Annotated in this window: 12 protein-coding genes; all 12 read left to right on the top strand. The window is 72.1% G+C overall.

The genetic code is table 11. From position 1 onward, the window contains the following. The first annotated feature begins 84 nt into the window (after positions 1-84). The 12 genes from dop (at position 85) to ACZDWJ_RS04730 (ending at position 12,284) form a co-directional block, all read left to right on the top strand. Positions 85-1,599, top strand: a complete 1,515-nt coding sequence (gene dop / locus ACZDWJ_RS04785) for a depupylase/deamidase Dop (protein ID WP_463519774.1) — start codon at positions 85-87, stop codon at positions 1,597-1,599. A 97-nt stretch (positions 1,600-1,696) separates the two neighbouring features. Further along, entirely contained in the window at positions 1,697-1,894 is a 198-nt protein-coding gene (locus tag ACZDWJ_RS04780; protein ID WP_463519773.1) for a ubiquitin-like protein Pup, read from the top strand. Next, positions 1,891-2,760: a proteasome subunit beta gene (gene prcB, locus ACZDWJ_RS04775; RefSeq protein WP_463519772.1), complete on the top strand. Its 870-nt coding sequence runs from the start codon at positions 1,891-1,893 to the stop codon at positions 2,758-2,760. The genes ACZDWJ_RS04780 and prcB overlap by 4 nt, the downstream gene beginning before the upstream one ends. Beyond that, positions 2,757-3,449 carry a proteasome subunit alpha gene (gene prcA / locus ACZDWJ_RS04770; RefSeq protein ID WP_463519771.1) on the top strand — a complete coding sequence of 231 codons (693 nt, stop codon included), beginning with the start codon at positions 2,757-2,759 and terminating at the stop codon, positions 3,447-3,449. Before prcB ends, prcA begins: the two co-directional genes overlap by 4 nt. A 24-nt stretch (positions 3,450-3,473) precedes the next feature. Next, positions 3,474-4,835, top strand: a complete 1,362-nt coding sequence (gene pafA / locus ACZDWJ_RS04765; protein WP_463519770.1) for a Pup--protein ligase — start codon at positions 3,474-3,476, stop codon at positions 4,833-4,835. Between the two features lie 93 nt (positions 4,836-4,928). Continuing rightward, positions 4,929-5,864: an FKBP-type peptidyl-prolyl cis-trans isomerase gene (locus ACZDWJ_RS04760; RefSeq protein WP_463519769.1), complete on the top strand. Its 936-nt coding sequence runs from the start codon at positions 4,929-4,931 to the stop codon at positions 5,862-5,864. A gap of 25 nt (positions 5,865-5,889) precedes the next feature. Next, positions 5,890-6,864 carry a helix-turn-helix transcriptional regulator gene (locus tag ACZDWJ_RS04755; RefSeq protein WP_463519768.1) on the top strand — a complete coding sequence of 325 codons (975 nt, stop codon included), beginning with the start codon at positions 5,890-5,892 and terminating at the stop codon, positions 6,862-6,864. Then, the gene (locus ACZDWJ_RS04750) at positions 6,861-7,865 is read left to right on the top strand and encodes a helix-turn-helix transcriptional regulator (protein WP_463519767.1); all 1,005 of its coding nucleotides are present in this window, start codon (positions 6,861-6,863) and stop codon (positions 7,863-7,865) included. The genes ACZDWJ_RS04755 and ACZDWJ_RS04750 overlap by 4 nt, the downstream gene beginning before the upstream one ends. A gap of 67 nt (positions 7,866-7,932) precedes the next feature. Then, the gene (gene tatA, locus ACZDWJ_RS04745; RefSeq protein ID WP_463519766.1) at positions 7,933-8,193 is read left to right on the top strand and encodes a twin-arginine translocase TatA/TatE family subunit; all 261 of its coding nucleotides are present in this window, start codon (positions 7,933-7,935) and stop codon (positions 8,191-8,193) included. Between the two features lie 43 nt (positions 8,194-8,236). After that, positions 8,237-9,070 carry a twin-arginine translocase subunit TatC gene (gene tatC, locus ACZDWJ_RS04740; protein ID WP_463519819.1) on the top strand — a complete coding sequence of 278 codons (834 nt, stop codon included), beginning with the start codon at positions 8,237-8,239 and terminating at the stop codon, positions 9,068-9,070. Further along, entirely contained in the window at positions 9,067-9,498 is a 432-nt protein-coding gene (locus tag ACZDWJ_RS04735; RefSeq protein WP_463519765.1) for a hypothetical protein, read from the top strand. Before tatC ends, ACZDWJ_RS04735 begins: the two co-directional genes overlap by 4 nt. Beyond that, positions 9,495-12,284, top strand: coding sequence for a DEAD/DEAH box helicase (locus tag ACZDWJ_RS04730; protein WP_463519764.1), 2,790 nt, complete (start codon positions 9,495-9,497; stop codon positions 12,282-12,284). Before ACZDWJ_RS04735 ends, ACZDWJ_RS04730 begins: the two co-directional genes overlap by 4 nt. Positions 12,285-12,292 lie beyond the last annotated feature (8 nt).

Raw genomic sequence — 12,292 nt, 5'->3', positions numbered from 1 at the left:
TCGTCCTGCTCGTCCTGGCCATCGTCTACGTCGCCCAGCTGGTCCTCCGCAAGCGCTGACCACCCGACCCCGTAGGCTCGCCGCATGTCGGTGCGGCGAGTCATGGGGACCGAGGTCGAGTACGGCATCGCCGTCCAGGGGCAGCCCCTGGCCAATCCGATGGTGGCCTCGTCCCAGATCGTCAACGCCTACGCCACGGCCACGCTCACCGCGCGGCGGGCGCGGTGGGACTTCGAGGAGGAGTCGCCGCTGCGCGACGCCCGCGGGTTCGACATGGCCCGCCAGGTCGCCGATCCCTCGCAGCTCACCGACGAGGACCTCGGCCTGGCCAACGTCATCCTCACCAACGGCGCCCGGCTCTACGTCGACCACGCCCACCCGGAGTTCTCCACGCCCGAGATCACCAACCCGCTCGACGCCGTGCTCTTCGACAAGGCCGGCGAGCTGGTGATGCTCGACGCCGCCCGGCGGGCCGCCACGCTGCCGGGCGGGGCGGCCATCGCGCTGTACAAGAACAACACCGACAACAAGGGCGCCTCCTACGGCGCCCACGAGAACTACCTGATGCGGCGCTCCACGCCCTTCGCCGACATCGTCAAGCACCTGACGCCGTTCTTCGTCAGCCGTCAGGTCGTGTGCGGCGCCGGCCGGGTCGGCATCGGCCAGGACGGCCGCGAGCACGGCTACCAGATCAGTCAGCGCGCCGACTTCTTCGAGGTCGAGGTCGGCCTCGAGACCACGCTCAAGCGGCCGATCATCAACACCCGCGACGAGCCGCACGCCGACCCCCAGCGTCACCGTCGCCTCCACGTGATCATCGGCGACGCGAACCTCGCCGAGGTCTCCAGCTACCTCAAGGTCGGCACCACGGCGCTGGTCCTGGCGATGATCGAGGACGGCTTCATCACCCGCGACCTCAGCGTCGACGGCCCCGTCGCGGCGCTGCGGGCGGTCTCCCACGACCCCACGCTGCGCCAGACCGTCACGCTGCGCGACGGCCGCACCATCACCGCGCTCGAGCTGCAGGGGGAGTACCTCGAGCTCGCACGCGCCCACGTCGCGAAGACCGGCGCCGACGACGAGCAGACCCGCGACGTCCTCGACCGCTGGGAGTCGGTGCTCACGCGCCTGGCCCGCGATCCGATGGAGTGCGCTCGCGAGCTCGACTGGGTCGCCAAGCTGCAGATCCTGCAGCGCTACCGCGACCGCGACGGCCTGGACTGGGACGACGCCAAGCTGCAGGCCGTCGACCTGCAGTACTCCGACATCCGCCCCGAGAAGGGCCTGTACCACCGCCTGGTCGCCGCCGGCCGGATCGAGCGCCTCGTCACCGACGAGGCCGTCGAGGCGGCCATGCACGAGCCGCCGCACGACACCCGCGCCTACTTCCGCGGCAAGTGCCTGGAGAAGTACGCCGACGCGGTGGCCGCGGCGTCCTGGGACTCGGTGATCTTCGACCTGCCCGGCCGCGAGTCCCTGCAGCGCGTGCCCACCATCGACCCGCTGCGGGGCACCGAGGCCCACGTCGGCGAGCTGATCGCCGGCGCCGAGACCGCCCAGCAGCTCTTCCACCGGCTCACGCGCGGCACCCGCTCCTAGTCCTCCCCGGCCGCCGGCGCGTTCGCCTGCGGCGAAACCGGGCGAAACCCCACCGCAGCCCGGGCGTCGGGTGGTCCGGAGGGCTAGGGTCGGAGACATGGCACAGGAGCAGAAGCAGCCGCGCCGGTCCGGTGAGACCGAGGAGACCACGCAGGACCTCCCCGAGACCGACGTCGCGGAGCGCAAGGAGGCGCTCGACGCCGACGTCGACGACCTCCTCGACGAGATCGACGACGTCCTGGAGACCAACGCCGAGGACTTCGTGAAGTCCTTCATCCAGAAGGGCGGCGAATGAGCGAGTCCCGTCTGCCGGCCGCGTTCCTGCGCCCCGGCACGTCGTCGTTCGCGGAGTTCCTCGCCGACCAGGCGCCCGACCTGCTGCCCTCGCGGCGCTCGGTCCCGGGCGTCGTCGGCGACGACGCCGCCCCGCACGGCACCACGATCGTCGCCCTGACCTTCCCCGGCGGCGTCCTCATCGCCGGTGACCGTCGCGCCACGATGGGCAACCTCATCGCCTCGCGCGACATCGAGAAGATCTACGCCACCGACGAGTACTCCGCGGGCGGCTTCGCCGGCACCGCGGGTCTCGCGGTCGAGCTGATGCGCCTGTTCCAGGTCGAGCTCGAGCACTACGAGAAGATCGAGGGCACCGTCCTCTCCTTCGACGGCAAGGCCAACCGCCTCTCCGCGCTCATCCGCGGCAACCTCGGCATGGCCATGCAGGGCATGGCGGTGGTCCCGCTGCTGGTCGGCTACGACCTCGACGTCTCCCGCGGCAGGATGTTCAGCTACGACGTCACCGGCGGGCGCTACGAGGAGACCGGCTACCACTCCGTCGGCTCCGGCTCGCTGTTCGCCAAGGGCTCGCTGAAGAAGCTCTACCGGTCCGACCTCGACGAGGACGAGGCCGCCACGATCGCCATCGAGGCGCTCTACGACGCCGCCGACGACGACTCCGCCACCGGCGGTCCCGACGTCAGTCGCCGCCTCTTCCCGATCGTCCACGTCATCACCGCCGAGGGCGGACGCCGGCTCACCGAGCAGGAGGTCGCCGACATCGCCACCCGCGTCGTCGCGGCCCGGATGTCCCAGCCCAACGGCCCGGTCGCCTCCCTCGGCTCCGCCGGTCCCGTCGACACGAACGGAGGTGCACCGGCATGAGCATGCCGTTCTACGTCTCGCCCGAGCAGCTGATGAAGGACCGGGCCGACTTCGCGCGCAAGGGCATCGCCCGGGGCCGGTCGGTCGTCGCGGTCCAGTACGCCGACGGCATCCTCTTCGCCTCCGAGAACCCCTCGCAGGCGCTGCACAAGGTCTCCGAGCTCTACGACCGCATCGCCTTCGCCGCGGTGGGCCGCTACAACGAGTTCGAGAACCTGCGCATCGCGGGCGTCCGCCTCGCCGACATGCGCGGCTACTCCTACGACCGTCGCGACGTCACCGGCCGGGCCCTGGCCAACGCCTACGCCCAGACCCTCGGCGCGGTGTTCTCCTCCGGCGGCGAGAAGCCGTTCGAGGTCGAGCTGTTCGTCGGCGAGATCGGCGAGCGCGCCGCCGACGACCAGATCTACCGCCTCACCTACGACGGCCAGGTCGCCGACGTGCACCAGTACGCCGTCATGGGCGGCGCGGCCGACTCGGTGGCCGGCTATCTCCAGGAGCGCTACGTCGAGGGCGCCAGCCTCTCCGACGCCCTGCGGCTGGCGGTGGCGGCCCTGGGCCACACCGACGCCGAGGACCGCTCCATCGAGGTCGCCGACCTCGAGGTGGCGGTGCTCGACCGCACCCGTCCGCAGCGCAGGAAGTTCAGCCGACTCAGCCCGGCGCGCCTCGAATCCCTGTTGGGCTGAGGGTCCGGGCCGTAGGGTCGTTCCATGGACCGCCGGATCTTCGGGATCGAGAACGAGTACGGCGTCACCTGCACCTTCAAGGGGCAGCGACGACTGAGCCCGGACGAGGTGGCGCGCTACCTCTTCCGCAAGGTGGTCAGCTGGGGGCGATCGAGCAACGTCTTCCTGCGCAACGGAGCCCGGCTCTACCTCGACGTCGGCAGCCACCCCGAGTACGCCACCCCCGAGTGCGACGACATCGTCGAGCTGGTCACCCACGACAAGGCCGGTGAGCGGCTCCTCGAGGGGCTGATGCTCGACGCCGAGGAGCGGCTGCACGACGAGGGCATCGCCGGCGAGATCTACCTGTTCAAGAACAACACCGACTCCGCGGGCAACTCCTACGGCTGCCACGAGAACTACCTGGTCAGTCGGGCGGGGGAGTTCAGCCGCCTGGCCGACGTGCTGATCCCGTTCCTGGTGACCCGGCAGATCATCGTCGGCGCCGGCAAGGTCACCCAGACCCCGCGCGGGGCCACCTACAGCGTCAGCCAGCGGGCGGAGCACATCTGGGAGGGCGTCTCCTCGGCCACCACCCGCTCGCGGCCGATCATCAACACCCGCGACGAGCCGCACGCCGACGCCGAGCGCTACCGCCGCCTGCACGTCATCGTCGGCGACTCCAACATGTCCGAGACCACGACCCTGCTGAAGGTCGCCACCTGCGACCTCGTGCTGCGGATGATCGAGGAGGGCGTGGTGATGCGCGACCTCACGATGGAGAACCCGATCCGGGCCATCCGGGAGATCTCCCACGACGTCACCGGACGCCGCAAGGTCCGCCTCGCCAACGGCCGCGAGGCCAGCGCGCTGGAGATCCAGGGGGAGTACCTCGCCAAGGCCCGTGACTTCGTCGACCGCCGCGAGCTGCGCACCCCGGTGATCGACCGCGCCCTCGACCTGTGGGAGCGCGGACTGAAGGCCGTGGAGTCCGACGACCTCGGCCTGGTCGACACCGAGATCGACTGGGTCATCAAGTGGAAGCTCATCGAGGCCTACCGCGCCCGGCACGGCCTCCCGCTCGGGCACCCGCGCATCGCCCAGCTCGACCTCGCCTACCACGACATCCGTCGCAACCGCGGGCTCTACTACCTGCTGGAGAAGCGCGGCCAGGTCGCCCGCGTCACCTCCGACCTCGCGATCTTCGAGGCCAAGTCGGTGCCGCCGCAGAACACCCGGGCCCGGCTGCGCGGGGAGTTCATCCGCCGCGCCCAGGAGCGGCGTCGCGACTTCACCGTCGACTGGGTGCACCTCAAGCTCAACGACCAGGCGCAGCGCACGGTGCTGTGCAAGGACCCCTTCAAGGCCCACGACGAGCGGGTGCAGCGACTCATCGACGGCATGTGAGCGCGGCGGGTCGTCGAGGGCTCCGGCGTGACCCGTAGGATCCCTGACGGACGCGCGACGTCCGCCCGCCCGACCATGTGAAGGATGTTCCCGGTGACTGCCTCCCGTTGGAAGCTGGCCCTCGCCCTGCCCGTGCTGCTCGTCCCCGCCCTCGCGGGCTGCGGCAGCGACGACTCGGCCGACGACACCAAGAGCGGCTTCGCGGCCGTCAGCGTGTCGGGCGACGTCGGCAGCGCGCCGAAGATCGACTGGAAGGGCCAGATGTCGGCGTCGGGCACCGACACCAAGACCCTCGTCGAGGGCGACGGTCCCGAGCTGACGAAGGTCGACACCGCCTACCTCGGCCTGGTGATCGCCAACGGCTACGACGAGAAGACCTCCTTCTCCAGCTACGACGACGGCAGCGGCGCGCAGAGCGTCGACCTCTCCGACGCCCAGACCCTGCCGACGCTGACCAAGGCGCTCATCGGCGCCAAGGTCGGCTCCCGCGTGGCCGTCACCGCCCCCGCGAAGGACGTCTTCGGCGAGGCCGGCAACACCCAGCTCAAGATCGGCAACGACGACCCCGTCCTGCTCGTCCTCGACGTGCTCGGCCCCTACCAGCCCACCGCCGACTTCCCGGCCACGGCGAAGGGCACCGTCCCCGGCGTCACCGTCGACAAGGACGGCAAGCCGACCAAGCTCACGTTCGCGGCGAAGAAGCCCGCCCCGGGTCTCACGCTCACGGTCGTCAGCAAGGGCACCGGCCCGGTCGTTCCCAAGGACGGCAACGTGCTGGTCAACTACCTCGGCCAGGTCTACGGCGCCTCCAAGCCGTTCGACGAGAGCTACTCCAAGAAGCCGTTCCCGACGGCCCTCAGCGGCGTCGTCGAGGGCTGGCAGCAGAAGCTCGCGGGGCTGCCCGCCGGCAGTCGCGTGATCCTCTCCATCCCGCCGAAGTTCGGCTACGGCAGCAAGGGCCAGTCCTCGGCCGGCATCAAGGGCACCGACACCATCGTGTTCGCCATCGACGTGCTGGGGGCCTCCTGACGCGCGGCGCCGGGGGAGCGGTCCGATGAGCGCACGCAAGACCGAGCGACTGCTCAACCTGCTCATCATGCTGCTCGTCCAGCGGCATCTCGTCCCGAAGTCGCGGATCCGCGCGATCCTCTACCCCGATGCCTCCGACGAGGCCTTCGACCGGATGTTCGACCGGGACAAGGACGAGCTGCGCTCGCTCGGCGTCCCGATCGAGGTCGGCCAGCTCGACCCGCTCTTCGACGACGAGCCGGGCTACCGCATCCGGCCCGACCGCTTCGCCCTGCCGCCGATCGCGCTCGAGGCCGACGAGGCCGCGGTCGTCGGCCTGGCCGCGCGGGTCTGGCAGCACGCCAAGCTCGCGGAGGCCACCGGCGAGGCCGTCCGCAAGCTGACGGCGGCCGGCGTCGAGGTCGACCTCGGGGCGCTCGACATCGCCGAGCCGCGCCTGAGCGCCGACGAGCCGTCCTTCGACGTCTTCTGGGACGCCGTGCAGGACCGTCGCGAGGTGGTCTTCGACTACCGCCGCGGCGGGGCCGGCGCCACCTCGAGCCGCCGTCTCCAGCCCTGGGGCGTCGTGCGCCAAGGCGGGCGCTGGTACGTCGTGGGCCACGACGTGGACCGCGGCGAGGAGCGGGTCTTCCGCCTCTCCCGCGTGATCGGCGAGGCCCGCGCCGTCGGACCCGGCCGCGCCTTCCAGGTGCCCGAGGGCACCGACGTCCGCGCCCTCGCCCGGCGTCTCGCCCCGGCCCCGACCCCGGACCGCGCGGTGCTCCTGGTGCGTCCAGGCACCTGCCACAGCCTGCGGGCGGGCGCCGAGCCGGTCGCCGTCGGCGTCCTCGGCCCCGACGGGCGGGCCGACTGGGAGCGCCTGGTGCTCCAGCGCAGCACCCTGGGCCTGGTCGACGAGGTCCTCGCCCACGGCCCCGACGTCGTCGTCGAGGAGCCCGCGCCGGTGCGCGACCAGGTCCGCGCCCGGCTGCGGGCCGCGCTCGAGGGGAGCCCCGCATGAGCCAGCAGCAGGCGCCCCGCCCCGCCGCGTCCAAGGAGCAGCTCGCCCGCCTCCTGGCCCTGGTGCCCTACCTGCACGCCCGGGGCGCCGTGCACCTCGACGAGGCCGCCACCGACCTCGGCGTCGCTCCGCGCCAGCTGCTGCGCGACCTCAAGGTCCTCCTCATGTGCGGCCTGCCCGGCGGCTACCCCGACGACCTCATCGACGTCGACCTCGACGCCCTCGAGGGCCCCGACGCCGACGGCGTCATCCGCATCTCGAACGCCGAGTACCTCGCCCGTCCGCTGCGGCTGACCCCCACCGAGGCCAGCGCCGTCGTGGTGGCGCTGCGGGCGCTGCGCAACGGCTCGGACGCCGAGACCCGCGAGATCGTCGACCGCACGCTGGCCAAGATCGACGCCGCGGTCGAGGAGGGCGCCGACGCCGTCCTCGTCGAGCCGGGCGCGGTCGTCGAGGACGACCGCGCGGCCGACGTGCTCGCCGAGCGGCTCGCCGCCGCGGTGGAGCAGCGCCGTCAGGTGCGGCTGGCCTACTTCGTGCCGGCCCGCGACGAGGTCACCGAGCGCGTGGTCGACCCGCGGGGGGTCGTGGGAGCCGGTGGCCACCGCTACCTCGACGCCTGGTGCCACGCCGCCGACGCGCCCCGCCTCTTCCGACTCGACCGCATCGAGTCCGCCGAGGTCACCGACCTGCCGGTGCTCCGCGAGCCCGAGCCGCCGCGCGACCTCGGCGAGGGGCTCTTCGCCCGCCCGCAGAGCACCACGCCGGTCACCCTGCACCTCGCGCCGGCCGCCCGCTGGGTCGTCGACTACTACCCGGTCGAGTCGGTGCGCGAGCTCGAGGAGGGCGCCCTCGAGGTCGTGCTGCCCGTGGCCGACCCCGCCTGGCTCACCCGACTGCTGCTGCGGCTCACCCCCCACGCCCGCGTCGTGGATCCCCCCGACCTCGGGGCCGATCACCGCCGCGCCGTAGAGTCGGCTTCGCGGCTCTACGACGCCTGACGACCGCCGGCGGCGTAGGCTAGGCAACGGTCCGCAGGAACCACCGATGACGACTGGAGCACATCCCATGAGCATTCCCCTGATCGCGATGCCGCAGGGCGCCGAGTGGCTGGTCATCCTGGCCATCGTCGTGCTGGTCTTCGGCGCTGCGAAGCTGCCCGACCTCGCGCGCAGCTCGGGTCAGGCCCTGCGCATCTTCAAGGCCGAGACCAAGAGCCTGCGCGAGACCGACGACTCCAAGGCCGCCACGCCCACCAGCGAGCTGCCGGGCACCGAGAACACCCCCGCCTCGGAGACGCAGAACCACACCGACCAGAACCACGCCTGAGCGCGGCCCCGCCGCCTCCGACCCCGCCTGAGACACCGTGGCGATGATCTCCGGCGTCGTCGGCCTGTTCCGGGGCCGACCGGTGCATCCGGTCGGCGCCGACGGCCGCATGGCGCTCTCCGACCACCTGCGCGAGCTGCGTGCGCGCGTCATGAAGGTCGCGCTCGTGCTCCTCGTGGGCCTGATCGTGGCGCTGTTCTTCTTCGACCAGCTCTACGACCTCGTCTACGGCCCGTACGAGCAGGCGGCCGCCAAGCTGCCGGCCGGCACCACCGAGGCCACGACCAACGGCGCCGGCGGCGGCCTCATGCTCTACCTGAAGCTCTGCGGCTTCGCGGCCGTGATCGGCACCTCTCCGCTCTGGCTCTACCAGATCTGGGCGTTCATCATGCCCGGACTGCACAGCCACGAGAAGCGCTGGAGCCGCATCTTCGTCGGCATCTCCACGCCGCTGTTCGCCATCGGCCTGGTCTTCGGCTACGTCACGCTGCCCAAGGGCCTGGAGGTGCTGATCGGCTTCAACCCGCCGGGCATCACCAACCTGGTGGAGTTCAACGAGTACCTGCAGTTCTTCACCCGCACGCTGCTGGTCTTCGGCCTGGCCTTCGAGATCCCGGTCTTCGTGGTGCTGCTCAACCTGGCCGGCATCGTCAGCGGGAAGTCCCTGGGGCGTCACCGGCCCTGGATCATCGTCGGCATCTTCGTCTTCGCCGCCGCCGCCACGCCGTCCACCGACCCGTTCACGATGACCTTCATGGCGGTGCCGATGGTGCTGCTGTACTTCGTCTCGGAGTTCATCGCGCGGTTCAACGACAAGCGCAAGGCTGGGCGCCGACCCAACGCCGGACTCTCACCCGACGAGGCCTCGGAGCTGTGACCTCGTCCCAGGCGCCGGGTGAGGCCTGGGGCGACGTCGACCCGTTCGAGCTGCCGGAGTGGCTCGGCACGCACGAGGTGCTGTGGCGCGGCTGCGTCGGCACCGCCGGCTCCCACGTGCTCACCGGCGAGCTGGTCGGGGACGGCGCGCCCGTCGCCTGCGACCTCCTCGCCGTCGACGAGGCCTATCCCCGCCCGGTCGCGCCGGAGGCGGTGCGCCAGCAGGTGCACCTGGCCTGGCGCTCCGGCGAGGTCAGCCTGCTGACCAGCCCGCTCGACCCCGCCCGCCTGGCGCTCGCGGTGCCCGGCTGCACCGTCGACGCCGGCACCACCATGGACGCCGTCGCGCGGCTGGCCCGCGCCGTCGGCGCCTCCCCGCGCCGCTGGTCGGTCCAGTGGCGCCTGTCGGCCACGGAAGGACGACGATGACCGAGGAGCTCACCCCCGCGCAGCGCTACGCGGAGTTCCGCCGCACCCAGGGCAACCCGGTGCTGCGCGACTTCCGCGCGATGCACGACTTCCCGCTCGACCCGTTCCAGGAGCAGGCCTGCGAGGCCATCGAGGCCGGCCGCGGGGTGCTCGTGGCCGCGCCCACCGGCTCCGGCAAGACCATCGTCGGCGAGTTCGCGATCCACCTCGCGCTGGCCGAGGGCCGCAAGGCCTTCTACACCACGCCGATCAAGGCGCTCTCGAACCAGAAGTACGCCGACCTCGTGCGCCGCTACGGCCCTGAGAAGGTCGGCCTGCTCACCGGCGACAACGTCGTCAACGGCGAGGCGCCCATCGTCGTGATGACCACCGAGGTCCTGCGCAACATGCTCTACGCGGGCTCGCGCACGCTTCTCGGGCTCGGCTACGTCGTCATGGACGAGGTGCACTATCTCGCCGACCGCTCTCGCGGCGCGGTCTGGGAGGAGGTCATCATCCACCTCCCCGAGTCGGTCTCGGTGATCTCGCTGTCGGCCACGGTGTCCAACGCCGAGGAGTTCGGCGAGTGGCTGGCCACCGTGCGCGGCGACACCACCACGATCGTCGAGGAGCGGCGTCCGGTGCCGCTCTACCAGCACGTGCTGGTGGGCCGCCGCATGCTCGACCTCTTCGCCTCCTCCGACGTCGACGCCTCGGCGGGCTTCGTCAAGGAGGGCGCCCCGGTCAACGAGGAGCTGCTCAAGGTCGCTCGGGACGACTGGGCCTCCAGCCGCATGCGCGACCGCCGCACCCCGCGCGGCAAGGGAGGCCCGGGCGGACGCCAGGGCGGCAAGCAGGTCGGCAACGGACGACGCGTGTGGATGCCCAGCCGTCCCGACATGATCGACCGGCTCCAGCGCGACGGCCTCCTGCCGGCCATCGTCTTCATCTTCAGCCGGGTGGCCTGCGACGCCGCGGTCACCCAGTGCCTCGGCGCCGGCGTGCGGCTGACGACGCCGGAGGAGCGCGACGAGATCATCGCCTTCGTCGAGGAGTCCTGCCGCCACCTGCCCTCGGAGGACCTGCACGTCCTGGGCTACCACGACTTCCTCGACGGCCTCTCCCGCGGCGTCGGCGCCCACCACGCCGGCATGCTGCCGGTGTTCAAGGAGGTCGTGGAGGAGCTGTTCCTGCGCGGGCTGTGCAAGGCGGTCTTCGCCACCGAGACCCTCGCCCTGGGCATCAACATGCCCGCGCGCACCGTCGTGATCGAGAAGCTCACGAAGTGGAACGGCGAGAACCACGCCGACATCACGCCGGGGGAGTACACCCAGCTCGTCGGCCGCGCCGGCCGGCGCGGCCTCGACACCGAGGGCCACGGCGTCGTGCTGTGGCAGGCCGGCATGAACCCGCGCGAGCTCGCGGGCCTGGCCTCCACCCGCACCTATCCGCTGCGCTCGTCGTTCCGGCCGTCGTACAACATGGCCGTCAACCTGGTGCACCAGTTCGGCCGCGAGCGCGCCCGCGAGCTGCTCGAGCAGTCCTTCGCCCAGTTCCAGGCCGACAAGGCGGTCGTCGGGCTGGCCCGTCAGCTGCGCAAGGCCGAGGAGGCGCTCGACGGCTACGCCGAGGCCGCCGCCTGCGATCGCGGCGACTTCATGGAGTACGCCGGCATCCGGCGGCGGATCAGCGACGTCGAGAAGGGCGCCAGCCGCGCGCGCCGCGCCGACCAGCGCTCCGAGGCGGTCGAGTCACTGGGCCGGCTCAAGGCGGGCGACGTCATCGTCGTGCCCACCGGCAAGTTCGCCGGGTACGCCGTCGTCGTCGATCCCGGCTGGTCGCCCGAGGGCCCGCGGCCCTACGTCGTCACCCTCGAGCGGCAGGCGCGACGCCTGGCGATGATCGACTTCCCGACGCCGGTGGAGGCCGTCGCGCGCCTGCGGATCCCCAAGCGCTTCGACGGGCGCAACCCGCAGGCCCGACGCGACCTCGCCGCCCAGCTGCGCCAGCGCACGCTCGAGCTCGGCCCACCCTCGGCGCAGCGCCGCTCCGCGTCGGCCCAGCCCAGCGAGTGGGAGGCCGAGGTCCGCGACCTGCGCGACCAGATGCGGCGTCATCCCTGCCACGACTGCCCCGACCGCGAGGACCACGCGCGCTGGGCCGAGCGCTGGTTCAAGCTGCACCGGGACGCCGAGACGCTGCGCCGCCGCGTCGAGCAGCGCACGAACACCGTCGCGCGGCTCTTCGACCGCGTCTGCGACGTGCTGACCGCCCTCGGCTACCTCGAGGGCGACCAGGTCACCGAGCGCGGGGCGCGCCTGCGCCGCATCTACTCCGAGCTCGACCTCCTGGCCGCGGAGTCGATGCGCGAGGGCCTCTGGGACGACCTCTCGCCCTCGGCGCTGGCCGCCGCGCTCTCCACCCTCGTCTACTCCGCGCGAAGGGCCGACGACACCGTCGCCCCGCGCGTGCCGGGCGGCCCCACCCAGGAGGCCATCAGCGGCATGGTGCGGCTGTGGGGCCAGCTCGACGCGCTGGAGAAGGACCACCGCCTCGACTTCCTCCGGCCGCCCGACCTCGGGTTCGCCTGGGTGGCCTACCGCTGGTGCGAGGGCGACGACCTCGACGACGTGCTCGGCGAGGTCGAGCTGGCCGCGGGCGACTTCGTGCGCTGGATGAAGCAGCTGCTCGACCTCGCGGGTCAGATCGCCGACGCCGCGGGCGACACCGCCCTGCGCACCACGGCGCGCGAGGTGGTGCGGCGGATGCGTCGCGGCGTCGTGGCCTACTCCGCCCTGGCCGACTGAGGGCTCGT

The organism is Nocardioides sp. B129/18 (genome assembly GCF_055282735.1).
This window is presented reverse-complemented; position numbering and strand designations above follow the sequence as displayed.

Bases quoted from the DNA above. Each gene is read 5' to 3' on its own strand.
- dop (WP_463519774.1), top strand. From the start codon at position 85: ATGTCGGTGCGGCGAGTCATGGGGACCGAGGTCGAGTACGGCATCGCC.
- ACZDWJ_RS04780 (WP_463519773.1), top strand. From the start codon at position 1,697: ATGGCACAGGAGCAGAAGCAGCCGCGCCGGTCCGGTGAGACCGAGGAG.
- prcB (WP_463519772.1), top strand. From the start codon at position 1,891: ATGAGCGAGTCCCGTCTGCCGGCCGCGTTCCTGCGCCCCGGCACGTCG.
- prcA (WP_463519771.1), top strand. From the start codon at position 2,757: ATGAGCATGCCGTTCTACGTCTCGCCCGAGCAGCTGATGAAGGACCGG.
- pafA (WP_463519770.1), top strand. From the start codon at position 3,474: ATGGACCGCCGGATCTTCGGGATCGAGAACGAGTACGGCGTCACCTGC.
- ACZDWJ_RS04755 (WP_463519768.1), top strand. From the start codon at position 5,890: ATGAGCGCACGCAAGACCGAGCGACTGCTCAACCTGCTCATCATGCTG.
- ACZDWJ_RS04750 (WP_463519767.1), top strand. From the start codon at position 6,861: ATGAGCCAGCAGCAGGCGCCCCGCCCCGCCGCGTCCAAGGAGCAGCTC.
- tatA (WP_463519766.1), top strand. From the start codon at position 7,933: ATGAGCATTCCCCTGATCGCGATGCCGCAGGGCGCCGAGTGGCTGGTC.
- tatC (WP_463519819.1), top strand. From the start codon at position 8,237: ATGATCTCCGGCGTCGTCGGCCTGTTCCGGGGCCGACCGGTGCATCCG.
- ACZDWJ_RS04730 (WP_463519764.1), top strand. From the start codon at position 9,495: ATGACCGAGGAGCTCACCCCCGCGCAGCGCTACGCGGAGTTCCGCCGC.